Origin of the sequence: Moellerella wisconsensis ATCC 35017 (assembly GCF_001294465.1) — a bacterium.
Taxonomy (GTDB): domain Bacteria; phylum Pseudomonadota; class Gammaproteobacteria; order Enterobacterales; family Enterobacteriaceae; genus Moellerella; species Moellerella wisconsensis.
The window spans coordinates 36000-60587 of the sequence record NZ_LGAA01000018.1; the positions used below are offsets into that span (position 1 = coordinate 36000).

Here is a 24588-nt window from a genome sequence, read left to right on the forward strand (position 1 = left end):
CTGTTGCTTAGTAAGTTTAAATATTTATAGCCATCAGCTAATCACTAGTAGCTTTTTCATTTATGGATATATTTTATACCACTACGTATCCTTCACTAATGTCGTAAACACGGATATGCCAAAACAAAAACTGACCGCGGTGGTTATTGTGCTAAGCATCAGAGCATAAAATGAGAAACCATCAGCGAGGCATGAGCAGACACGAATGTGGCTATGGTTCTAAGCGGGACAAGATACGCGCCTGATTCCTGCGTCGTGATAAGTATTTGTGCCAAGAATGTATCAAGTTAGAACGAGCAATAGAGGCTAAGACCGTCGAGCATATTACACTGAAAGCGGATGGGGATATCGATAATAACAGTAACTTGCAGTCATTGTGCTGGCCCTGTGATAAACGTAAAACAGCAATGGAATGAGTTCACTAAATTAGTCGATGATGAACGTGGTGAACTAGAAAATGGTGCGCCGGTAGATATTTCCGCAAGGCATTGGATCGATGTGCGTGTCAATATGCCAAATAACTCTATCTACAATCAAATGCAAGCAGAAACCAAGAGACTCAGCGAAAGAGGAGGCGGAGTAAAATCCTTTTTAAGTCACCGATCATTTTACTCCTATTTTATCCCGCTTAAATTTCAGATATAAAAAAATAAATGTAACAGGTTGTTTTTTTTTAGGAAATGCTAGTCGGCATGATAGGATTTCAACCTACGACCGCCGACACTCATGAATCCGATTTTGAGTTATATAATATACTGATTTTAAATAATTAAATATTAATCGACTGTATTTTTAAATAGTACATGATATGCAAAATATATACTAATGAATCAATAGGTTTAGGTTAGATTGAATTTTATCTACTGAAACTCAGAGTATTAAGTAAAACATAGTATGATATTTAAAGTTTTCTAAGTGGCTAGCAGAAGGCAAGCAATATCCAATCGACACCATTGTTTACCATAAAAATAAAGCATAATAGTTAAAATTATTAAAATAATAGTATTGAGTCCGTCGTTGGCAAAGAGCGGAAAAAGCTAAAATCGGATCTCACTGCGGGTGATATCAATGTTTATAAAAAATAGAATCTGACACGCATTTTCAGCCATTAGCCAACTACCAAGCGGTAGGTTACAGCTATTCTAAAATAGAATCTGGCACTAATTATCAATCCAAAGGCAACTATTCCCCTACAGGTCATTATGCACTTAAAGGTGAAAGTTATATGAAAACTGAAAGGGATACATGGCATCAACCGAAAGGCAGTTACCAATCTAAAGATAGTTATCAAGCGGCAGGTTATAGCTATTCAAAAGCGAGGTCGACATAAACTATCAATCCAAGAAGAATTATCAGCCAACGGGGATTATGTGGTCAATAGAGCGTTAACGAATAGCTTAAATATAAAATTCAATATAAGCGGTGTGGTGCAGGCTACTGATGCATCGACGACTACGGTTATGAGCTAAAAAACGGTTACAGAAGTCTTACAAAATGCGATAAATCTCAATATTATTTATCCGATTGGTATCGTGGTATGGTTTGCTAAAAATAAAAATCTGAATCCCTTATTCCCTGATATCAAATTGCAATATGCCGGAGAGAATAAAATCATTCGATTAGCTAATTCGAGGAGTAACAACGTATTAAGCAGCTATGGGAGAGATTCAGTGACTATCGGTAAAGGTCATCTTTTTACGGTTTAATTAAAATATTCAGGTACAACAGTAAGTAATGGCGGTATACACATACTAGTGGCACCAATGAATATTACAGGCGAGTATGATTATATGCATCGGGAGCTTTTTCTTTAGGCTATATGCTGCTAATGGTGGATATACAGGGAACAATAATACAGGATCACGTAAATATATTTTCAATGCGCAAGTACTTGGAGTGGTAGCTCATCTCAACATGGGGGACGCACTCACACCTATTAAGGGTATATAGAAAACTTAGGATCAGGAGCAGCTTTGGCATTAACTAACCCTTATATCATGTTAATGGGATGGTATCGAGTTAGTTAGATTTTTTTTATAAATTAAATATTTTTGTTTATTAAAAAAGCAATAAAAACCTAAAAACATAATCTTTAGCTTAAAACTATAATTTTGTTTTAGAATAAAGGGGGTTATATATTTTTTTATTGAAGCCTGTTGTTGACGAGTAAAATAACAATAGCCATATACCCGAGTGCTGACTCTTCTCAGCAATGAATATAAGCCAAGTATAGATGGTGTTAAAACATCTATACAAACTGCTTTGTTATCTGATTTGTCATATATGCTATATAACATTTTTATAGCGTATATGATGTCATCAATATGATGCTCTTTAGCCGTATTTGTGATGCTATTCGTTCTAACGCGATAATAAATAAGAGGAGAAGATATACTATAAATAGTTTTTGAATTAATTGTAACTAAAGGAATAATTGCAGCATCCTCATATACTTTTCCCTCAGGAAAAGTAATATCCTTAAATAAATCTCTGTGATATATACGAGCCCATGGAAACCACTCATTTAGTTTAAATAATCCTTTTACATCAATGATATTATGAATATGGGTTAGTTTATCTAGAAGATTTGTGATTTTAACATCGGTAGTTATATTTGTATCATCGTTATAGAAACGTACCGCATTAAAGATAATCATATCAGGTTGAATGTGATTTAATATATGCTTAGTTTTCTCCCAAAAATTTGAACACCACAAGTCATCTGCATCAAGAAATCCAATGTATTTCCCTGAAGAATGAGATATGCCTACATTTCTTGCAACGGAGACACCTTGATTTTTTTGCTCAATAATTTTCACGTTTAGATTGCTGTTATCGTTGGCAAAACGTCGGATCTCATCAATAGAGCCGTCGTTAGATCCATCATCGATAATAATAATTTCAACTGTATCATCTACTTGCTCAGCAATTGAATGTAAGCAGGCATAGATATAATTTTTATTATTGTAGCAAGGGACTATAACACTTAATACTATTGTGGGCATAAAATGAACAACCTTTATATTGATTACACATTATCATACCATAGGAAATATATATATCATGTATAGGTGTGTTTGATTTTTGTGTGGATCCTTATGAAAAAAGTACAGGAATAGAAATAAAAAACCTGTAAACAGCAAAATATTTTCATATTCTCATGAAATTAATATGACTTTAGATATTTAAAGATAATTGATACGTTACTTTTATCTAAAACTGTTACTTCAATGACAAGATAGTCGCTTTAAAAAGCAGCTCTTTTCACTATCAAAATCGATGTTTTGGGTTGCTGAAAACAGGAACATTTCTATTAGTTTTATCCCCATTTTACCCACCTAAAATCACAGGCCTAAAAAAACCAACCACAATAGATTGTTTTTTTAGGGAATTTTGGTCGGCATGATAGGATTTGAACTTACGATCTCTCCGACACCTCATGACTATATACAATTAAGCCACAACCTATTGATTTTGATGTTGTTGTAATTGATTCGACTGCATAGGGGAACATTGGATTATTGATCATTTTGGTAGTATATGAATCAATGGATTGCAAGCGAAGAACAGGCCGAATTACAAGGGGTACCAGCTTATAAAGATTGTCCTCGATGTGCCGGGCGCAGATTTAAGCGTGTGCCATCATCTGTAGCGTATAATGCGATAAAGCAATTAGTACTCTATCTTAATGAAAGAACATGGCGTAGAAATTGGAAGCCATTCTATGAAAAGTTGACTAACAAATGTTATATTGAAGAAAACATAGCGGAACAGGCTTTTAAGAAAGTAATTAAATAGCCTATACAGATAGCGGGTGGTTTAAGTAGATAAAACAACCCGTTATTATAGATACCGAATATGGTGAATATAGCTCGAAAGTTATAATAATGACCTTAGTGCATTCCATTCGCTTTTAAATTTACGCCTAAGATACCAACAAAATAAATCCATTCGTAGTTTTCCATATGCAGTTTTCTTTCTTTTCCTGATAGAGTCAATGTTTGCATGTAATTCTTCGGGGTCAAAAAAATAGATTACAGAAGGAATGGGCGCTACTGTATTGTAGTAGCAAGATGGAGCTACATAGTTGAAAAATAAGTTTTCAACATGTTCCTTCGGATAATTTTTAGCGACTGAAGCTATATATGCATAATCAATTTCCGTATCAATAAAGGCATATGATAAAGCCTCACAAAGTGCCTTGTCTTCTAATGAATACCCCATTTAGTGAACTCTTCTATTTCGTCATCAAGACTATCAGCAACAACGGAACCAGCAATGCCACCAGCGGTTCCTCCTAATAAAACGACTGCGATAGCGCAAACTGGAGCGCCTGGGCCACATAAAGGCACAACGGCAAAACCTGCCAGCCAACCACCAATAACCCCGCCGCCTATCTGTACACCTTGTTTAATTGCTTCTTTAGGCTTATTTTCTGCATCTAGTATTTCGTATGTAGCTAGAGATGCTGTAATTAATATTCCTACCTTCCCTAGTATTCTTAGTCGTTTAGTTTCAGTTGAACTTTGAACATTATTTCTTCCTGCTGACTCTATTATTTCATAGTAAATAGTATTTTTTTGACTACCCGTAAGGCTTTTTATATCAAGACCATACTTTTTTAGAATATTTATCTAATAGTTCATTTAATGATAATGGTACTTTTTTATGTTGCTCAGCTTTAGCTAGTCCCTGAACTGAGGTTATTTTCCTATGTTCAGCCATTATTTTATTTCTCATTTCATCACAAAAGACTGAAGCCTCCTTAACGGATATTTTTTAGTATTTACCATTTATTTTACTTCACTTACTACGTGCTTTATATTTTATTGATAACTATTTCTTATTTTGGCGTCACTTATTGCATCTATTTATGCATTGCCCATCATCTAAAGTGATAATGTATTTTAGATCTGAATAGTCTCTATTTAGTGGTAATTGAAAGGAAATCCATTTTTCTACTGTTTTGTCCAAAACTGGCTTATTCTCTTTTGAGAATAGGCAGCCTATACCTAGTCGCATTAAACTAATTAAAGACCTCGCAATAGCGGTTTTTTTATACCTAAAACAAACATAAGATTTACTGTTCACTTTGGTTAAAGTTACTTTTTTCAAATGAGCGTCGACTTTTTGAAGAAATAATTCTTTAGGGGCTTTTTCGCAAGCTTCGTTAATTAACAGAGCTGATATTTCGATCTCGCTAATATCTAAAATAGGATTTTATATTTTATCTTTCTGAGTAATAATTTCAGCGACACCAATTGCTGTTGGATAAAAAGCATCATCGATTGTTAAGGGATCTTCACTCGTCCACTGAGATACAGGTTTAGCATCTGCAGTTGCGAAAGTGGATGCAAGTATTAAAAACAATATAATGATACTAGTAAATAGTACTTTTTTTATAAAATCATCTTATAGTTTTAAGTGAAATACTTTAAAAAAATTAAATATAACTGAATATGTTTAAAAGTAAAATAATCAGTATTTGATTATTAAAAGTAGATGATGTAATTATAGGAAACTGAGATCAGTTAAATATTTACTTTAAGATTCTATTAAGATTTAATTGATGGGCTATAAAAACTAACAGAAAAAGGAATTATTATGAATAATATAGTTATTGGACTCGTATTATCAGCGGCATCATTTGGTGTTTTAGCTAATAATGGTACGGGGGGATTTATTTCGAATGATGGCTCAGTCGTGCAGAAAGGTGGCTTTGTTGCAACAAATCAGGCTGTAACAACAGTCATTCAAGCCAAAGAGCTTCCTGATGATGCCTGGGTTTCACTTGAAGGTAATATTGTGAAGCAGATTGGTAAAGAACTTTACGAGTTCAAAGATAGTACTGGCTCAATCGCTGTAGATATTGATGATAGACGCTGGCGTGGACAAGTTGTAACACCTGAGACAAAAGTTCGCTTAGATGGTGAAATTGATAAAGAGTGGTCTTCATTAGAAGTTGATGTGAAGCGCGTAACGATTATTAAAAAGTAATCTTTAATATTATAAAAGTCCCTTAATAGAAGGGGCTTTTTTGAGTTATCTAATCACTAGATGAACTAATTCCTCAATTTAATTCTCTAGTAATTAGATACAGTTAAATTTTATTCTTGTTGCGCCATTAATTGAGTATTTTAAGCAAGCGAGATATACATTAGGCATAACGGCTAAGGAAATTCATCAAGCCACGAGAAAGCAAATGGCTTCTCATTGGTTTGGCTATAGTCAATGGCAATTACCGAACGAATCGGATTATTTAAAGCTTCAAGAATTGTTTCATCGTGTAGCAGGTGAAAAATTCAGTACAAATCCATTAAATCGAAGTCACTCAGATTTAATAGACACGCAAGCAACGCTTAATCGCGAATATCATGAATTGGCAGCAAAATATCAGTTATTACGCCGTCCTTTCTCTGTGACTGTTGATGTTCCTTATACAGACGTATGGATCTACCCACCCGTACAGTATTACCCCGGCAAGCATCCCTATGAAAAACCTTCAGCGATGATGGAACACATTATTAAGAGTAGTAGCCGTGAAGGTGATGTAGTGGCTGATTTCTTTATGGGTTCTGGCGCCACAATAAAAGCCGCATTAAAACTTAATCGACGGGTTATTGGTGTTGAGCTGGAGTCGGAGCGGTTTGAGCAAACAAAGTTAGAAATCTGTAATATAAGATTATAGTAAATATAGAGCCTATGCTTCGGTAGGGCCTTTTTGCTTTTTATATTAACTTTTATTCAATCAATTGATTTTTATTTCCAGAAGTTAGTGGTTAATCTTTATTTTTGTAGGTTAAATCACACTTAAAATATAAAAATCATTATTTCTTGAAATTTAATATTGTTTATTTGCTTTTTAACAGCTATTTTTTTATTGCTCGGTGAGTCATTTTTTTTATTTTTAATAATCTAAGCATTAATACAGGATAACATCATGAAAAAAATAATTATTGCATCAGCATTAATATTACAAGTTTTGGCATTTAATAGTTATGCAGGAAATAGTAAATGTGAGGATTATCATCAAGCTATTATTGATAACTGTAACTCCGGTACCGGAGGAATATCGAGTGGTTCAATGGGTGCATGCTTTGGCGCTCAGTTAGGTGCATGGATTGCGGGCTGCTAAATAAATATAAGAAAATAACCACCGAGCCGTTTAGTGGAATTAAATAGCCGCCAATGCGAATAATGAAAATGTTATCTTTCATTATCCCAAGCGAAAGAAATTAAAGCCTCATCTCGGTGGGGTTTTTCTACAATGAAAACTCTATTTGTCAGCTTCTATCTTGCATATATAGGTATTAAAGCGAGTAGGACTCTCATTGTAGACAATGCCAAGGCTGATTGGCTAACTCGTATGGGTTCTGTACTTGTCAGGATAGGAGCACGCCATGGGGAACCTGAAAGCGTATACCCTCAGTGTATGCCACCGTAATACCTATAACTATCTTATCGTTTTGATAATGTTTAATTGAACAATTGAACTTACAGATCTCTATTAGTCTAAATTTTCACTTAAATATGTAATGTGAGGTATGGCATGAGGCTATTTATAATAGTTTTTGTGGTAATGCTTTCTGCTTGCACATCTTCTGGGTCAGATTTTAGTAAGGAAAAACCTAAAGATGACCCCTATGCTGATAGTACGTTAAATAACATAAAGGCTAGTCAGAAAGCGCAAATAGACCAGAAAGTATATAAAAGAGGATACTAATTCAGTAACAGAACAATATTCCAAGGGCTACGCATTGCGTGGCCTTTTTCATATATAGCCATCAGCCATAATGATTTTCACTTTAGAAGCGTGAGCGATCATCATTGGCATTATTTGTACGGTTGGAACGTTCTTTGTTAATTGGCACTACAAACGCAAAGATTTCAAATTAAGAGAGAGCTAACAGTGGCAAAGGTACCCAATAAAATAAATATGACCGCTGCTGATGGCTTGATGGCTTTAACTGTTGCGATGGTCTCTGATTTCGAAGGATATGGATCTAAGCCTTATCGTGATGTGGTTGGTGTTCTTACCGTGTGTTATGGGCACACAGGCTCTGACATTATCCCCACCAAAATCTATACAAAAGCCGAGTATGATGCGCTGTTAGAAAAAGACTTGGCCATCGTCGCTAAAGCCGTAAATCCTCTCATCAAAGTCAATATTCCTGATTACACTAGGGCAGCACTTTACTCATTCACTTATAACGTTGGAACAGGTGCTTTCTCGCGCTCTACACTACTGAAAAAAGCGTAATACTGGTGACCAAACTGGCGCATGTAATGAACTTAAATGCTAGATATATGCTGGGGGCAAGCCGTGGAGAGGGTTAATGACAAGGCGAGAAGTGGAAAATACAGTATGCCTTGGAAGCCTATAGTCTGTTTGGTTGCCTATCTTATTTTATTTATTCGATCGGGCGCATATTTATTGCTTGATGACAATGATCAGCAGGGGGCTAGAAAAGCGTTGCCAAGTTGCACTCAGGCATTATCGGGGGGGATGTGAAGTGGAAAATAACAGCATTAACACTAGTTGATGTCATTATTTTGGAGGGGCTGCTTAACTGGCAGGTGAGTGAAAATCAAAAGCTACTAGATGAAAATACTGAGCTAAAAAAAGAGAAGAAGTCATTATATGACGCCCTCAGCGAACAAATCGCTATCACCGCAGATTATGAAAAGCGCATTAACTCCCTTCACGAACTCGACACTAAACATACCCAAGAGCTAACAAATGCAAAAACTGAAATTGACCAGTTGCGTATTGCTGCTGAGCGCAATTCTGAGCGGATATACATCAAAGCCAGTTGTTTGAAAAGCGAAGCCAATTCAACCGCCAGCTTGGATGATGGAACAACCGCCAGACCTACTGACTCCGCTATCCGAAATTATTGGTTACTCAGACAGCGAATTGCAGAGACAGAGCAAATGATTAGGGGATTAAAGTACAGTGTAATTCATATTAGAAATGCAAAGAAAGCCTACCTAATGCTTGAACTGCACAAACAGCTACCTCTTCCTGTTTGTCATCGCATAATTGAATAAGTCTTGAAATTGCAGCTTTTTGCCCTGTGGCAGCTTTATACTCACCAAGGGCTGATATCGCAGTAACCTTGATTTTATTATTTTCGTTGTGTGTTAACTCAATAAGTTTCCGAATTATAGTATTTTCCATTCTATCGCTCGCATATGTTTTTATATATTAACATCAGTAAGTAACGCATCATTAGCATACTGAAATAGCTAGTTAATATATGTAATGAATTACAACAAAATGCTACGAGAACAATTAAATTCGATGCGAACATTATTTAATAATAGTGTTGGTAGATGATATGAATTTAATAGCAAAGTGCAACTTGGACAAGAAAGCAATACGGGAAATTGAATAACAACGAGCCTCACAATAGCGGGACTTTTTAATATCTACAAAAATCGCATTTCACTCTGTACACCACATGCACACACATCTAAAAACATCGAGCCAATGTTTAGGAATGAGCCTTTGAGGTGATAAGTTATAGCTAATACTGCTTCGCTGGACTGATGTTGCTATGTGGCAAAGGCTCATTACTAAGTAAGGTAAGCACCATGAATAATATTATTCCTCTTGAATATGATGGGCATCCTGTGCATTTTAATCACGACGGATGGATTAATGCCATCGAATTAGCTGCTAAATTTGGGAAGTGCCTAATGAATGGGTCAAGCTTCCTGAAACCATAGCTTATATTCAAGCACTTGAAGGTAGATACGGGAAAATCCGGTATGTAAAAACTAGCTCTTAATTATAGGGACTCTGACACAATCTAAGTTGAATTGTGTCATGAAAAGAATATTAGCTGGCCTATTACTTTGCTCTGTTGGATTCGGAATGTTTGCGGACTGGAAGCATACAGAGAAAGTTGACGAGATGTGCGGCAAAACTCAGTATTTTACAAGCTTAGCTCCAGAAAAAGAGCACGAAGGTATAGCTATGATTTTAAGGGCATATAGTGACAATAATGCAAGATGCATACGATATTAAGTTTATGCTAAATGGTGCCAAATTTGATTGCAAGTTAGGCAGTATCTGCTCGGGTTCAATGAAATTAAATAATAAAAATATTGTCGATTTATTATTTAAAACAGACAAGGAAGGTGGGGCGATAGCAACGCATGTATGGCCGACTGGGGGGCAACTTCAGTTTTGAATTCTGACGTTGTTTATCTAGAGGTTCCCATAAAGAATGAAGGAATGATACAGTTTAAATATCACCCACAAGGCTTTAAATGATCAATGTAATAAACATCAACAATCACACATAATAACCTTCGGGGGTTTTTATTGCCTGAAATCTGTATCTATCCTAATATTCATTGAACTTAAGCTAAACTTGTTAGGGCAATGGAATGAATAAATTACTTGCGTGTTTTTTGAGCTTGTCAATTTTAAGCTCTACTGGTTGTATGACAAAGAATTTTTGGGAAGATCACCCAACAGTTGAAACAAAATCACAAGATGTCGTTAAGCTAACAGATAAGATAGTTACTACGTTTGAATATAAAAACATTAAAGTTCAAGGTAAAACAACAAATATTACACATGATATAAATATTCCAACTTCAGGGTTTGGTTTTGTTGGAGAGAAGTATGTTTATTTATTGACTAGTGGATCTACTGAATTAATGGATTTAAATGAAATAGTTAAAAAAATACCGTTAGCTGCATTTGATAATCCACAGGGAGTAATTCGAATACAAATACTTCCAAATAGCAACAGTCAGTCACCGATTGAATTTATGCAGGATTATTTTGTTTACACGAACTCTAATTATAAACTTACAAAAGAACAGATAAAAATATTAGAACAAGCAGGCTTTAAGAAAAGGTCTGAAGGAAATAGTAAATCATCTTGGATAAAAACAATATCAATTAAAGGGTATGTTATTGATAGAAATGATATGAACTTGCCTGCAATATCAGTCGATAAGCTCAATGAGTTATATACAGTTGAGTTATATTCTGCTGAAGATAAGAAATCTTTTAGTGCAGGGAATTTGGCCGCAAAGATAATAGCTACACCATTTACTGTCGTGGCTGACATCATTGTCACACCTCCCCTTTTTATTTTTATTATGTATGCATTTAGCAAATAATCATTTTGATAGCGAACTATTTGGCAACTTAATCTCTAATGAATAACCTGCTCCGGCAGGTTTTTTGTTGGCTTCAATTTGCACCCCCGCTAAGCTAACAGTACTGAAACTAATAAAAAACTGAATGAGGGGGGATAAAAAAGGTATTAATGATAGCAGTATTAGCTTCATTTCCATGTGCGACGGTGGTTGGTGATATCTTAAATGAGTCAGACGTAAAGATTGTAAAAAATAGCGCAGACGTAAGTGATCTAAAGTGTGATGGCTATGAGAAGTTAGGTTATTTATGCCAAAGATACCGCGTTGATTTCATATGAATTACTAGGAGGGACATCTAATTATAACCTGATTTACAAAGTCCCAGCACAATGTCTAGTATTCAAAAGTTAAAGTAATCAATTTAATCAAGGCTGCTTAATTGCAGTTTTTTTACATCTAATTTTAAGGAAATAGCATGTACAGTACAGATAAAATTATACAACCACAGCAAATACTACGAAAGTAGTCGGCACTAATACAAAGTGGAAAGATAAAAATTCACTCGTCTTGCCCGAGCAAGCCATCTTAATTTAAAACGGCGCCACAATTTACATTAACAGCATTGCCTCTATCTAAAGCAACACGGAAATGACGCTGAGTTTTCCGGTACTGGTAACCGTCAAAGATGCGACATATAACATCTTAACTCCGATGATCCACTCGGTATCAGATGCAGCAAACAAGATTGTGGCAATGAATAATGCTAACGTCCAGTTCAGCGACATATTGAATCGCTGGGCTACGGAAACTGGCACAATCACCGTCACGTTACCCGACGGCACCAAGCAGCAACTGCGGACAGCGAAAAAAATGGATAAGCAGTTGGGTGGGAAGTTTGAAAAGGCGGGCGGTACAGTTACAGGCTCTCTTACATTAGGCGGTAACCTTACATCCGGTGGCAGTGTTGTGCAAAGAAACAACGAAAAAACAGGAAGCAGCGGAAAGTGAGTCAGTGGATGATAATTCCTAACAAAAGGAAAGGTAAGGACTAGTGTGATTTGTGTTGTCATTTTACCCGACTTTTACCCACCCCAAATTCACCACATAAAAAAACCAACCGTAATAGGTTGGTTTTCTTAGGGAATTTTGGTCGGCATGATAGGATTTGAACCTACGACCCCCGACACCCCATGACGGTGCGCTACCAGGCTGCGCTACATGCCGAACAGTAATTATACTACCTATTTTTGTCTTAAAATCAAGAGTCGTTGGGGCGAGTGATTGAATTTTAAGCGTTAGTTATCATTAAAACGTTTTATTTCAGATAAGATTTTTAATAGTTCAGCCAAGTTAGGTTTTTCATCTTTTAGTTCATTTCCTTCGGCGTCATAAAGATTAAATTGACCATTATTGTGCATAAATAATGTTTCATTTTCGCTGGTGACGATAATGTCATTATTATCGCCGGTGATTAACCAAGGACGTTGGCGAGTTGCGGTAAATAAATCCTCACCTTGTGTATAGTCATCAGGATTATTAGTGACATGCAATAAACGCTGCATCAAGGTGGCCATAATATCTTGATGTCCAGTCAGTTTATTTAACTGCTGCGCCGGTGTCTCAGGCCAGTAGATCCACAGTGGAACCTGCATTTGCTGGCGATTGAATTTTTTATTGATAAACCAGTGATCAGCTTGTTCATTTAATCGATGATCATAATTAGCTGTAATAATGACAATAGTATTTTTCAAACTGTCATGTTGCTGCAATGTCGTGATAATTTGTTGGATCTCATTATCGGTTTGGGCACGATTATCGCCTTTGATATTTAGATAGGAGAACCAGGGCGCATTGCTTTGCAGGTTATTTAACCAATTTTGCCATTCAAGAATAGTTTTTGGATCGCTGTCCGTGGTTCTTGGCGAGAGTGAATAATCTGCCAAAATGGCCTGCCTGAAGAGCGGCGAAGTAAAGCCATCGGTAGAGAATAAGCCAAATTGATAGCCTTGATGTTCTAATGCTTCAAACAGGGCAGAAGTATGGCGTCCATTGAGAATATTATCGAAATAACTGGCAGAAATTCCGTAAAATAAGCCAAAGAGCGCGGTATCGTTTTTAATTCCGCTACTGTAATGCTGATTAAATTGGACGCTAATATTCTTAAACGCTTGCAGTGCTGGCATCTGTTGTTGCTCTGTAGCAGAGCCCAAATTGTCAGCAACCAGTAATAATAAGTTATAGCCTTGCCCTTGGTCTTGATATTTTAATGGCTTTAAAGGGTACTGCAGATGCTGAGCTGTCGGGCTGCCTTGTAAAAACAGGCGCTGTTGATATTCAGTTAAATTCAGCAGGCCATAGCGATCTAATAGCTTACGAGCAGTCATCGGATAGGATAATGGATAATTATAACGCTGCATGGTAATAGGGCGATAGAAGTTTGCATCAGCCCAAATATACATTAAATGTGACAGTACAAAAGCAGTTATAAAAATTCCTGCGACCGGTTTTGCAAATTTTTGTCGATTAAGACTGCGTAATTTTTGCCAACTCCAAGTGGCAAACAGCATCTGCACCAGAAAAATAATCGGGACACTGATAAACATCAGTTGCCATTCTCTAGCCATTTCACTTTGTTCAGGATTTATCACTAAATCCCAGACTTGAGGGGTCAGATGCAGCCCAAGTTGACTAAATACTCTGATATCGAAAATTAATAGGGTGATACCCGTTGTCGCTAAGGCAACGCATAGAAATCGCAGTAATCGCTGGGAAACGACAATAAATGTGAGCGGAAAAATAATCAGTAAATATGCAGCAAAGACAATAAAACTAAAATGTCCTAACCAGCTGACGATGGCATAGATACGCCCGGTAAGGGTACCGGGCCAGTCAAACAAGAACAGATAGCGGCTACTCAACACGAGGCTGAGTAAAATATTAAATAGTGCAAACCAGTGCCCCCAGCTGATCATCTGGGAGACTTTGTCACGGTAGCGCTGATGTGTCACCATACTGTCCGTATCATTAATTAAATTAGTGAGATTGGTCTTCTTTGACAGAAGAAAGTAACGCGTGCGCAAACGACTCGGCGATCATACTTCGCTGAGCGGGTGCAACTGACGTATTGAGTAAATTGGTGACCATATTACCTAAAACCATCAGGGAAAGATCAACCGGAGTCCGATTTTTTTCCAGTACACTGACTAGTTCAGCTAATAATTTTTCTACTTGTTCATCAGTATAGCGAGATGACTGTGGCATAAATTTCAACATCCTAAATGAATAAAAGCATCCTATAATAGCCGATAGTTGGATGATTTTCTGCAATTCTGCAAAGTTTTTTAGCGTTAATTCATAATAATAGTTATTAAGATAATTAGCCTCACTAATAGTTCCATAAATTGTATGGAAAAATGACTATTGATTTAGCGTTTTAGTTGCACCGTCAAGACAACAGTGTTTGAATAGCCGAGATTTTTTATTCTGCTATCCATGAGGAGCATATAATGAGTTTAGATATCACAAATATCGCCTTACACCAGCTAATAAAACGTGATGAACAAACGCTGGAAGTGATGTTGCGTGATTCTTTGCTGCCAACAACTGAGGTTGTGCGTGAGATGATGGCTGAATTACACCGTGTTTATAGTGCCAAAAGTAAAGCCTTTGGTTCGTTTAATCAAGACAGTGAGCTATCGGAAGCATTAACTCATTTACGTAAAGGTGACGAGGATTTTTTGGGGTTTAGTCGTGCTGCTACGGTGAGATTAAAAGATGAGCTAGCGAAATACCCTTTTGCTGAAGGCGGAATTGTGCTGTTTTGCCAGTATCGTTATTTAGCGGTCGAATATTTATTAATTTCAGTATTGAATAGCTGCGATAGTATGTTTGTTACTGATACTTTAGATTTAGGCACCACACATTACTTAGATATTCCACATGCGGATATTGTTGCACGTATTGATTTAACTGAATGGGAAACCAACCCGAACTCAACCCGCTATTTGTCTTTTTTAAAAGGGCGAGTAGGGCGTAAAGTTTCAGATTTCTTTATGGATTTTTTGGCGGCTAGTGAAGGTATGAATGCCAAAGTTCAAAATAAAGGATTAGTACAAGCGCTAGATGATTACTGTGAATCGGCTGAATTGAATAAGAATGAAAGTTTGGCTTATCGTCAGCAAGTATACAGTTATTGTAACGAGCAATTACAATCCGGCGAAGAAATTACGCTAAATGATTTGTCTCAAGAATTACCGCCGATTGGCGATCAAACTTTTTCTGATTTTACTCAGCAAAATGATTATCAATTGGAAGAGAGTTTCCCGGCAGATCGCAGTACCTTAAAACAGCTGACTAAGTTTTCGGGCAGTGGGGGCGGAATGACATTAAATTTTGATGCAATGTTACTAGGAGAACGTATTTTTTGGGATCCTGCGACAGACACGCTGACCATTAAAGGTACACCACCGAATCTGCGTGAGCAATTACAGCGTCGCAGCGGTAAATAATAAGTTAGCTGAATATTATTTGTCTCTATAAGTAAATAACGCCGCAAAAGCGGCGTTATTTACTCGGCGTCCCGAAATTTTTCAAGCTCGGCTTATGTGGCTAATTAAGCGCGCAGGAAGTCAATGTGCGTTAGTTTAGGCTTAAACGGGTGACGTTGAATAGCCTGCACTTTAACTTTAGTTTCTTTACCATCGATAACCAGAGTCAGAACTTCGTAAAATTCTGCTTTTGGCTCTTGGTTGATAACGTCATCATGGAACAGTTCAATAGCAACTGGCTCCTGGTTACCACCATACACGATAGCTGGGAACTTGTTGGCTCTGCGCAGGCGGCGGCTCGCACCCTTACCCTGCTCTGTACGTAAATTTGCTTTAATAGTTAACATTATTTTTTTCTCATAAAGAAAAGAAAAATAAAAATCCTGCTACAGGCGACCCAGCAGCAGGTTCGAGATTTGGCTAAGTGTTCGCACAACGCGAAAATCACTCAGGCGGCGGCATTTTAACGAAAAAGCGCTAGCGCGGCAATGACAATTACAGTTTATTATTCAAAGCACGTATTGATGACGTCAGTAATCACTCGGTGTTGATGACAAAATTCGTCTTTAATACAAGCTGTCCGCTAAGCGATAACGGCCTTGATAATCAAATATTTTTTCTCTAATTTGCCAAAAATTATCTTTTTTACGGGCGACGATAAAATCGGGATAGCGCAGTAAAATTTGCTGGCGAATAATATCCTCAGCGTGTTGCCAGATAAATGGTGTAGCGGGTGCCCGTTGATGGAAACGTAAAAAATGATATTCAAATGCTTTACGTTGAGCGGGGGTTTTTAAACGAAAGCGTTCAGAAACATCGCTACCATCTTCATCATAATAGGTGATTTTTATCCATTCACCTTTGGCATCTTCGCCGCTAGCTAATTGCATACCGCCACAGCGTAATATTAGCGCATCTTTGAGTTTTAATGCGGCTTTTAACATATCGTCCGGATCGGACAATATAGCATCACATTGGTGACAGCGTCGTGCGGCAATATCGTTTTCTTCACCGCAGTAGGGGCATTGTTTAAAGCGAAAGCGAAATTCGCACTGTTGTTTTTTATGTTGTTCATCAAGCTCCCAGCCTTGGCATCGGCGGCCATAATGCTCAATAATGTGTCCGTCTTCGGTTGTTAGTCCCCAAAAGGTATTCGCAAACTGACACAATGGGCAGAAAACTTGCACAGGAACGCTACGTGAATTAGGTTTAGGACTGCCAACTTCGGGATTAAATAGATCATGTGGATTGCCGGCATAATCTAAAATGAGGCACGATTTTTTCTCTGGGAATAAACGTAGGCCACGACCCACAATCTGCTGATATAAACTAACAGATTCGGTAGGACGCAAGATGGCAATGACATCGACATGCGGGGCATCAAATCCGGTAGTGAGTACCGAAACATTAACCAAATAATGCAGCTTCTGCTGCTTAAACTGTTGAATTATCGTTTGCCGTTCTGCAGCTGGGGTCTCAGCACTTACTAAGGCGGCACTCTGAGGAGGTAAATAACCGAGGATCTCTTTTGCATGCTCCACGGTCGAAGCGAAAATCATACAACCCCGACGCGACTGTGCATATTGAATAATTTGCGCGATAATTTGTGGTGTAATCCGTCGTTGCTTGGTAATTTCACGGTTGAGTTCAGTTTCATTAAAAATACCACTACTGCTGATGCTCACCTGACTAAAATCGTACTGTAACACAGGCATATCGAGCCGTTCTGGTGGCACTAAGAAATGATGTTTTATCATATAATGCAGCGGTAATTCATAAATACATTGGTCGAAAAAACAGCGTTCATCTCCTTTGACCATACCATGATAATGGTAGCGATAAATCCACCCTGTACCTAAGCGATAGGGTGTTGCGGTTAATCCAAGAATTTTTAGTTTAGGATTACGTTGTTTTAGCTGCTGAATAATTTGCTGATATTGGCTGTTATCATTGAGGCTTATACGGTGGCACTCGTCAATGATAATTAGAGAAAATGCACTATCGAACTGCGATAAATTCCGCGCTACAGATTGTACACTGCCAAAAATTACTTTTCCTTGAGCCTCTTTTCGAGCCAATCCCGCGGCAAAAATATCAGCATCCTGACCATAAGCGCAATATTTAGCATGGTTTTGTTCAACTAACTCTTTAACATGGGCTAGGACCAACACGCGGCCATGAGCTAGGCGTGCCAGTTCGGCAATGACTAAACTTTTTCCGGCACCAGTGGGCAGAACAATGACTGCAGGTTGATGATGTTGGCGGAAATATTGTACGGTAGCATTGACCGCATCTTGCTGGTAAGGGCGTAAGGTAAAAGACATATTTTCGAATAAAGAGTAAAGTAGCGCAGAATAATCGTGCTGTAGGATAACATTTTTTATAATGTTTGGCTGGTTTAGTCTTATTTAATCAACTGAGTGATTGTCTCGATTGTGTTACATGCTATCACTTGAGTTAGGTTGTTGTTATAATCATATGTGTGATAATAATCACAGCAATTCAACCTTCAATTCTGACAGCATGAGCCACTTATTTGCTCAGCTGACATGCCATCAATTTTAAGAGTAACTATGCGACTGGATAAATTTTTGTGCCAGCAGCTGGGGATCAGTCGTAATTTAATTACGCGTGAATTCCGAGCAGGCCGGGTAACTGTTGATGATAAGGTCATCAAATCAGCTTCTTATAAACTATCGCCTGAAGAAGTTGTAGCATACGAAGGCAATATCCTTAAGCAAATTATTGGCCCTCGTTATTATATGCTACACAAACCTGAGGGATATATTTGTTCTACAGATGATCCTACGCATCCGACTATCTTGTATTTTATTGACGAACCGATGGCAGAAAAACTGCATTCTGCGGGGCGTTTAGATATGGATACCACCGGATTAGTGCTATTAACTGACGATGGTCAATGGTCTCATCGTATTACCGCGCCAAAACATCATTGTGAAAAAACCTACTTAGTGAGTTTAGACTCGCCGATCGCGGATAACGTAGCGAATAAATTTGCCGAGGGCGTGATGCTTAATGGTGAAAAGCAGCCTACACGTCCGGCAACATTAGAGATCCTTGAGCCAACGCGAGTGCGTTTGACTATCAGTGAAGGGCGCTATCATCAAGTTAAACGTATGTTTGCTGCGGTGGGTAACCATGTTGTTGGTCTGCATCGAGAACGAATAGGCAGTATTATACTGGATGATGAGCTCGCTCCAGGTGAATATCGCCCACTGACTGAAGATGAAATAAACAGTATCCATATACCAAGTTAGGTCATTGCTTTTTTAGGAGTTATCGGCGTGCAACAGCAACGTTCGTCCTATTTAGGACTTATTTTAATCTTGGGATTGATATCAATGCTAATGCCTTTAGCGATTGATATGTACTTACCAAGTTTCCCAACGATTGCCCAGTATTTTGGTGTCGATGATGGCCAAGTCCAGATGACGCTAAATAGCTATATTATGGGTTTCGCTATTGGGCAACTGTTTTATGGACCAATGGCTGATAGCCTTGGTCGCAAGCCGGTAATTCTAGCTGGAGTGATTATTTTTGCTTTAGCGTCTGCCGCCTGTGCTTTAGTCGAATCAATTAATTGGTTTATTAACTTCCGTTTTATTCACGGTTTTGCGGCAGCAGCAGCCAGTGTTGTTATTAATGCCTTAATGAGAGATATGTTTAGCCGTGACGAGTTCGCTAGGGGAATGTCCTTTGTGACTTTAGTAATGACGGTCGCACCATTATTAGCACCGATTTTGGGCGGGATGCTGATGATTTGGTTCTCATGGCATTCAATTTTTTGGAGTATCTGTTTTGCAGCGGTGATCGCAGTTATTTTAGTCACTTTCTTTATTAAAGAAACGCTGCCAGTGGAACGGCGACAACCTTTTCATTTGGCGACTACCTTGCGCCAATTTGTGACCTTATTTAGAGCAAAGCGGGTATTCTTTTATATTCTTGCTAGTGGTTTTTCTTTTGCAGGAATGTTCTCTTTTTTAAATGCGGGTTCTTTTGTTTATATTGATTTAAATGGCGTTTCACCTCAGGATTTTGGCTATTATTTTGGTCTTAATATCATATTTCTTTTTGTGATGACTACGATTAATAGCCGTTATGTTAGGCGTTTTGGTGCGATGAAAATGCTGCATTTTGGGGTAACCGTACAGTTCATTATGGGAATTTGGCTGTTGCTAAGTACCGCGTTAGGATTCGGTTTTTGGTCTTTAGTGCTAGGTGTAGCAATTTATGTCAGTGGTATTGCGATGATAACCTCGAATGCGATGGCGGTTATTCTGGATAATTATCCACATATTGCCGGAACCGTCTCCTCTTTGTCTGGTACGATCCGTTTTAGTATTGGCGCATTCGTGGGGTCAATGCTGTCGTTGTTCCCTTCACAAAGTGCTTGGCCGATGGTCGGCTCGATGGCGGGGTGTGTCTTTTTTGCCATGCTGTTCGTAATGCTTGCGAAGCGTATAAAAGACTAGTTATACGACAATTGAGCGTTATTCTATTTTTATTGAGTGATCTCAAGGATGAGATTATCAATTTAATCATTTCCTACTTAATAACTATTAGCTTAGCTTTGTGCGGCTAATTTTTTCCTTTAATATTTGTAGTTATCCGGATGTCTTCGTTTTTTAGTCTAGCCGCTATTGCTAGCTTCTCTTCGTATTTACATATTGTTGCGTCTTTTAACGCTCATTCAGTAATATCGATTATTTTCATATAAGTTTAATGTTTGATGATCAGCTGATTGTATTGCCGTTATGTCAGCGCTACTTATTGTATAATTCGACGATAACAATAGAATACCTCGAATAAAACGATTAATAACTCAGAGGGATTAAAATAAAAGTCGATGCTTAATACAGATTAATATAGAAATGTGATTTTATTGTTAAATAATCTGTTAATAAAAGTAAATTAAACTGATGATTATTTTTAATATAAGTTAACTAATTATTTTTTAAAGAGTTTTGTTTTTATTTGTTAATTTTTTTCGGTTTAACAAATGAAATATGTAAATAAGAATTCAATATTCTGTTTAAAATATGAAGTAAAATATTTGAAATTTAAGTTTAAAAAGAGTATGAAATATCGAACAGTGATCTGTATCACTAAATGTTAACGACAGGTCTTTTGTTTAGTGTTATATTTAGTCTAATGATTTAACATTATCGTTACTTGGTTTTGACTCGGTTGATTCGGTTTGAACGAGTTTTTATTGAATGTTCACCATAGGAATGTTACGTGGAAAATATTGGACTTTCGGTAGTGCATCGACTGCCGCAAAGTTATCGCTGGTTGTCGGGGAAAGTGGGGAGCTCACTAGAAGTTATTCCAATGAATACGGCTGATAGCAATAAGCTGGTAGGTTTGAAACTTCTTAGTCATGACTGTGAAACGGATACGGTAGCCTTAAAACAGCTTGCTGATATTTTATCTGACATGCAAATTGATAGTGTAACTTTAGATTGGCAGGGTGAATTGTGTTTATTTATTCGTGCCACTGATGAGCAAGCAGCAATGTGCCGCTTCAAGGCGTTTGGTATGGCCGTCGCGGAATCAGTAACAGCATTCTATCCCTTTTAAGCGTAGATTTAAGCCACTGTTATTAAACTGCAATTAGTTGATAATAAATATACAGTCATAAATAAGAATTGATCACTAATTGATAGTTTTATTAATAGGTTAGTTGATAGCTTAATTGATAGTTGAATTGATTAATAGCTTGATAATAGCCCCTGAATAAGAAAAAACGCGTCCTAACAGATAACTGGGACGCGTTTTTTATGGCCTGTATTTATATTTTGTTATCTGGCCGGTAGCTCATTAATTCGTTGTTTCATGTTTCTAATTTAGTTGGCATTCACTATCGAACGGTTCAAATTAAGAGGGATCGATAACTCGTCTGCTGGCATAAAGACGCTTACTCCAGTAGCTATTATCCATCTTAGAGACGATAACACCGCTGCTAGTGGAAGCATGAACAAATTGGTTATCTCCGACATAAATACCGACATGGCGCATAGAACGGCCGGTTTTGAACAGAACTAGATCGCCAGGACGTAAATTATTACGTTTAACGCTCATGCCAATATTTTGTTGTTCTGAGGTAGAGCGAGGTAAATCCATGCCAAATTGTTCTTGGAAAGTTCTTTGAACGAAGGCTGAACAATCAATACCACTGCGGTTGGTGCCACCGAGACGGTAAGATACGCCTTTCCAGTTAGCATATTGAGCCATCAATTTTGATTTAACATCGACATTACGGACTAAATCTTCGAATTCATCTTGTGAGGCTAAGCTGAGTGAGTCGCCCATGTTGCCATTAAGCATACGACTATCGGATTTGGCAGTACGTTGATGTGTTTGATTTGAATTAGGGGAAGTACACGCGGATAAAGTGATGGCAATCGCGATAGCGGGGATAAGCCGCAAAATAGAGTGTTTGAGTTTGTTGGTTACCATTATGATTAATATCCCATGCCGTTCTTATGCATTGAGCTGTTTATGTCACATGCATGCTTTTAACTGATCCTTGTGAAAAATGCCTTATAGATTAGCTATAGTGTATCTTTCATAAGAAATGTTTGTTATCGCTAATGCTGTCGGCACTATGAATACTAAAACGTTCTATAATATTAGAGCGTCATATTATTATTTATTGGTGCTTATGCCAGCTTGATATTCTATTGGTAATTAGTCGAATAAATAATTATTAAAGTATCCACTCAACTTAACCGTTAACAGCATACATAAAGAAAACTAAAATGGCGAGTTAGACAAGGCAGAATTTACAAAACATTATATTTGTTGCGTTATTAAACTCGTCATAAAGGTATTTTTATAATACTCAGCCCATAAATCAACCTCATTTAATTCGTTACAATACAAAAGTTAGATCTAGATCACATAATCTCACAAACTCATTATCTCGTTGAATTATATTAATTTGCATCATCCAGTCATGGAAGGCAGATAAAGGAGACGATAGTGTACAATCGTTACCGTTTATTTAGGAGAATAATGCCTCTCTATTTAATGCTGAAAAATTTATATTCTCGTCGATTTCTGCTGATTTTTAGTTTATCGACTGAAATTAATCAATGAAATTAATTAATGTAATTTCATGCTTAAATGAAATTTTAATGGCAATTAGGCATAAGGGGAATGGGTTAAAAAGACTTGATTAGTCTAAATAAGTTGGTTTTTTTGTCTATTTATTGGCTTATTTTTGGCTTTATTGTGATAGTGATCGGCATTTTATTGGTTAAATATAAAAATAAACGTTTTTATAAAAAACGGCGTCCATACCTGTGATTTTGCTTAAGTGAAATGACATAACATTTGCTCAGTGAATGGAACTATAGGTTTCAATAATGGTAGGTAACTAAATTTATCATCTGTTAATGATGGATGTTGGTTGCTACAACCTTTTAATACTGAGAATATTTATGCCAAGTTATTTTTGTTTTACTCGTAATATGATTATTGTTTTTCAGGCAATATTGATATTAATGAGTATTCCTAGTCTTATTCATATCAATATAGCAAATGCGCAAAGCCAATCACGTACTGCCGGTGGCACAATTACGTTTACTGGTGCGATTGTTGAACCTCCTTGTGAGCATCAGCAAGTAGATAATTTGATGGAAACGGTATGTTGGAATAGCCTGGGTAAAAAAGAGCAATTAACAATTACTCTTAATACAATGAAAAGTGGAGAAGTTTTAGCTTTAGGCAATAAGGCTAAAGTCTCTTTTCAGTGGATTAATAAGCAAAAAAAACTTGGTATATACAAGATTATTTATAATTAATTTAATGCTCAACGGTGAGCTTAATCATATTAACATTATATTATCATTGCTTTTTTAGAATAAAATGATTTTTAAATCAATGAGTTAACTCTAAAGTCATATTAAATTAAGAATGATTTACAGACGCATTTTCTGCTTAGGTTTTTACTATAATAATTAATTGATTTTAATAATAGATTATTAGTCTATATAACAAGCCATATAACAAAGATATGTGATAGAAGTAGATATAGAAAAATAAATAACAATTTCTTCTTCCTACCAATAACGTGAGATCACCATATACAAAGTATTATTGGCATTGGTTGTTATATTTCTCGTGTTTATTAACCAGCAATATTTTTGAATAGATACTGTTTAATAAATATATTTGAATGATAAGTTGAATAAATTATAGATGGTTGATGAGCCTATCTTATCTCAGCCTATGGGCATTAGCCCATAGGAGTCACAGATACAGATCAGGTTATTACGGGTTTCACAACAATGTAATTAATCGCTGCGGCCCATATAACGACGTTCTGCAATATGAATACGAATTTTTTCGCCCGAGCTTAAATACTCTGGCACTTGAACGATCAAGCCTGTAGGCAGCGTGGCGGGTTTAGTCCGCGCACTGGCAGAGGCTCCTTTGATACTTGGCGTGGTTTCTACAATCACCATATCCACAGTTTGTGGTAATTCTAAGGCCAGCACTTGGCCGTCCATAGTGAGCACTTGCATGCCAGGCAAACCTTCTTCAGGAATGAACAGTAGTTCCTCTTCAATATCCTCTTTTTTAAAGGTATATGGCGTATAATCTTCAACGTCCATAAACACATATTCATCACCATCAATATATGAAAAGGTGATAGCCCGACGAGTTAAAGAGATAGTTTCTAGAATATCATCGCCTTTAAAACGTTCTTCTACTTTTTGTCCTGTTTTGACATCAGTGAAACGCATTTTATACAGCGTGCTAGCACCACGAGCACTTGGTGATTGAATATCGATATCTTTTACTAATAATAATTTGCCGTTGTAATTGACAGCACTGCCGCGTTTGATTTCATTGGCTTTGGCCATAATTTACTCTCTCTTGATACAGT

At 37.1% G+C, this 24588-nt stretch carries 25 protein-coding genes, 1 tRNA gene and 3 pseudogenes; 19 read left to right on the forward strand and 10 right to left on the reverse strand.

Annotation, left to right across the window (positions count from 1 at the left end; all coding sequences use genetic code 11):
• Positions 1–99: 99 nt before the first annotated feature.
• Positions 100–416: pseudogene (locus tag M992_RS14715) on the forward strand (HNH endonuclease); the annotation flags it as partial.
• Entirely contained in the window at positions 340–645 is a 306-nt protein-coding gene (locus tag M992_RS15220; protein ID WP_053908111.1) for a phage tail fiber protein, read from the forward strand. The pseudogene M992_RS14715 and the gene M992_RS15220, both read left to right, overlap by 77 nt.
• Positions 646–2000: 1355 nt before the next feature.
• On the opposite strand, the gene M992_RS08300 is transcribed toward M992_RS15220, so the two are convergent.
• The gene (locus M992_RS08300) at positions 2001–3005 is read right to left on the reverse strand and encodes a glycosyltransferase family 2 protein (protein WP_053908112.1); all 1005 of its coding nucleotides are present in this window, start codon (positions 3003–3005) and stop codon (positions 2001–2003) included.
• 535 nt (positions 3006–3540) lie between these two features.
• Here M992_RS08300 and M992_RS08305 point away from each other — a divergent pair.
• Entirely contained in the window at positions 3541–3798 is a 258-nt protein-coding gene (locus M992_RS08305) for an antitermination protein Q (protein WP_053908113.1), read from the forward strand.
• Between the two features lie 81 nt (positions 3799–3879).
• Here M992_RS08305 and M992_RS15615 read toward each other — a convergent pair whose 3' ends face one another.
• Positions 3880–4224 carry a DUF7079 family protein gene (locus M992_RS15615; protein ID WP_053908114.1) on the reverse strand — a complete coding sequence of 115 codons (345 nt, stop codon included), beginning with the start codon at positions 4222–4224 and terminating at the stop codon, positions 3880–3882.
• A gap of 54 nt (positions 4225–4278) precedes the next feature.
• On the opposite strand from M992_RS15615, the gene M992_RS15070 reads away from it, so the two are divergent.
• From M992_RS15070 to M992_RS08340, 8 genes and pseudogenes are all read left to right on the forward strand, one after another.
• Positions 4279–4530, forward strand: a complete 252-nt coding sequence (locus M992_RS15070; protein ID WP_156317258.1) for a hypothetical protein — start codon at positions 4279–4281, stop codon at positions 4528–4530.
• Between the two features lie 1074 nt (positions 4531–5604).
• On the forward strand, positions 5605–5997 hold the full coding sequence (locus M992_RS08320; RefSeq protein WP_053908115.1) for a YgiW/YdeI family stress tolerance OB fold protein: 393 nt from the start codon (positions 5605–5607) through the stop codon (positions 5995–5997).
• A 124-nt stretch (positions 5998–6121) separates the two neighbouring features.
• A pseudogene (locus M992_RS08325) lies at positions 6122–6688 on the forward strand (DNA methyltransferase); the annotation flags it as partial.
• Positions 6689–6940: 252 nt separating this feature from the next.
• Positions 6941–7135: a hypothetical protein gene (locus M992_RS08330; protein WP_053908116.1), complete on the forward strand. Its 195-nt coding sequence runs from the start codon at positions 6941–6943 to the stop codon at positions 7133–7135.
• A 691-nt stretch (positions 7136–7826) separates the two neighbouring features.
• Positions 7827–7907 carry an HP1 family phage holin gene (locus tag M992_RS14955; protein ID WP_390892495.1) on the forward strand — a complete coding sequence of 27 codons (81 nt, stop codon included), beginning with the start codon at positions 7827–7829 and terminating at the stop codon, positions 7905–7907.
• A 50-nt stretch (positions 7908–7957) separates the two neighbouring features.
• Positions 7958–8384: pseudogene (locus M992_RS08335) on the forward strand (lysozyme).
• Complete coding sequence (locus M992_RS15075) at positions 8297–8512, forward strand: hypothetical protein (RefSeq protein ID WP_162200742.1); 216 nt, start codon at positions 8297–8299, stop codon at positions 8510–8512. Before M992_RS08335 ends, M992_RS15075 begins: the two are co-directional and overlap by 88 nt.
• A complete protein-coding gene (locus M992_RS08340; protein WP_072165935.1) occupies positions 8509–9051 on the forward strand; it encodes a lysis system i-spanin subunit Rz in 543 nt (180 codons plus the stop codon). Before M992_RS15075 ends, M992_RS08340 begins: the two co-directional genes overlap by 4 nt.
• Here the strand turns inward: M992_RS08340 and M992_RS14725 are convergent.
• Entirely contained in the window at positions 8969–9181 is a 213-nt protein-coding gene (locus M992_RS14725) for a HEAT repeat domain-containing protein (protein ID WP_072165936.1), read from the reverse strand. The genes M992_RS08340 and M992_RS14725 overlap by 83 nt on opposite strands.
• A gap of 820 nt (positions 9182–10001) precedes the next feature.
• Between M992_RS14725 and M992_RS08345 the strand changes: the two genes are divergently transcribed.
• The 3 genes from M992_RS08345 (at position 10002) to M992_RS08355 (ending at position 12132) form a co-directional block, all read left to right on the forward strand.
• Complete coding sequence (locus M992_RS08345) at positions 10002–10199, forward strand: hypothetical protein (protein WP_134473540.1); 198 nt, start codon at positions 10002–10004, stop codon at positions 10197–10199.
• A 199-nt stretch (positions 10200–10398) separates the two neighbouring features.
• Positions 10399–11145 (forward strand): hypothetical protein, encoded by a 747-nt coding sequence (locus M992_RS08350; RefSeq protein WP_053908118.1) that lies wholly within the window; start codon positions 10399–10401, stop codon positions 11143–11145.
• Between the two features lie 627 nt (positions 11146–11772).
• Positions 11773–12132: a hypothetical protein gene (locus M992_RS08355; RefSeq protein WP_053908119.1), complete on the forward strand. Its 360-nt coding sequence runs from the start codon at positions 11773–11775 to the stop codon at positions 12130–12132.
• A 139-nt stretch (positions 12133–12271) separates the two neighbouring features.
• On the opposite strand, the gene M992_RS08360 is transcribed toward M992_RS08355, so the two are convergent.
• The 3 genes from M992_RS08360 to M992_RS08370 form a co-directional block, all read right to left on the reverse strand.
• Positions 12272–12348 (reverse strand) — tRNA-Pro (locus tag M992_RS08360).
• 71 nt (positions 12349–12419) lie between these two features.
• Entirely contained in the window at positions 12420–14135 is a 1716-nt protein-coding gene (gene yejM, locus M992_RS08365; RefSeq protein WP_053908120.1) for an LPS biosynthesis-modulating metalloenzyme YejM, read from the reverse strand.
• A 22-nt stretch (positions 14136–14157) separates the two neighbouring features.
• Positions 14158–14385 carry a YejL family protein gene (locus M992_RS08370; protein WP_047255671.1) on the reverse strand — a complete coding sequence of 76 codons (228 nt, stop codon included), beginning with the start codon at positions 14383–14385 and terminating at the stop codon, positions 14158–14160.
• Positions 14386–14630: 245 nt separating this feature from the next.
• Here M992_RS08370 and yejK point away from each other — a divergent pair, with 245 nt between their 5' ends.
• Entirely contained in the window at positions 14631–15632 is a 1002-nt protein-coding gene (gene yejK / locus M992_RS08375; protein WP_047255672.1) for a nucleoid-associated protein YejK, read from the forward strand.
• A gap of 104 nt (positions 15633–15736) precedes the next feature.
• Here yejK and rplY read toward each other — a convergent pair whose 3' ends face one another.
• Positions 15737–16018 (reverse strand): 50S ribosomal protein L25, encoded by a 282-nt coding sequence (gene rplY / locus M992_RS08380; protein WP_053908121.1) that lies wholly within the window; start codon positions 16016–16018, stop codon positions 15737–15739.
• Between the two features lie 219 nt (positions 16019–16237).
• Positions 16238–17995: a DNA repair helicase RadD gene (gene radD / locus M992_RS08385; RefSeq protein ID WP_053908122.1), complete on the reverse strand. Its 1758-nt coding sequence runs from the start codon at positions 17993–17995 to the stop codon at positions 16238–16240.
• A 249-nt stretch (positions 17996–18244) separates the two neighbouring features.
• Between radD and rsuA the strand changes: the two genes are divergently transcribed.
• From rsuA to M992_RS08400, 3 genes are all read left to right on the forward strand, one after another.
• On the forward strand, positions 18245–18949 hold the full coding sequence (gene rsuA / locus M992_RS08390) for a 16S rRNA pseudouridine(516) synthase RsuA (RefSeq protein ID WP_053908123.1): 705 nt from the start codon (positions 18245–18247) through the stop codon (positions 18947–18949).
• Positions 18950–18976: 27 nt separating this feature from the next.
• Positions 18977–20164 carry a Bcr/CflA family multidrug efflux MFS transporter gene (locus tag M992_RS08395; protein ID WP_053908124.1) on the forward strand — a complete coding sequence of 396 codons (1188 nt, stop codon included), beginning with the start codon at positions 18977–18979 and terminating at the stop codon, positions 20162–20164.
• 766 nt (positions 20165–20930) lie between these two features.
• A complete protein-coding gene (locus M992_RS08400) occupies positions 20931–21272 on the forward strand; it encodes a YejG family protein (RefSeq protein WP_053908125.1) in 342 nt (113 codons plus the stop codon).
• A 297-nt stretch (positions 21273–21569) separates the two neighbouring features.
• On the opposite strand, the gene mepS is transcribed toward M992_RS08400, so the two are convergent.
• Positions 21570–22151, reverse strand: a complete 582-nt coding sequence (gene mepS / locus M992_RS08405; protein WP_053908126.1) for a bifunctional murein DD-endopeptidase/murein LD-carboxypeptidase — start codon at positions 22149–22151, stop codon at positions 21570–21572.
• Positions 22152–23137: 986 nt separating this feature from the next.
• Here mepS and M992_RS08410 point away from each other — a divergent pair.
• Positions 23138–23500 (forward strand): hypothetical protein, encoded by a 363-nt coding sequence (locus M992_RS08410; protein WP_053908127.1) that lies wholly within the window; start codon positions 23138–23140, stop codon positions 23498–23500.
• Between the two features lie 492 nt (positions 23501–23992).
• Here M992_RS08410 and yeiP read toward each other — a convergent pair whose 3' ends face one another.
• The gene (yeiP, locus tag M992_RS08415; protein ID WP_053908128.1) at positions 23993–24565 is read right to left on the reverse strand and encodes an elongation factor P-like protein YeiP; all 573 of its coding nucleotides are present in this window, start codon (positions 24563–24565) and stop codon (positions 23993–23995) included.
• Between the last annotated feature and the right edge of the window lie 23 nt (positions 24566–24588).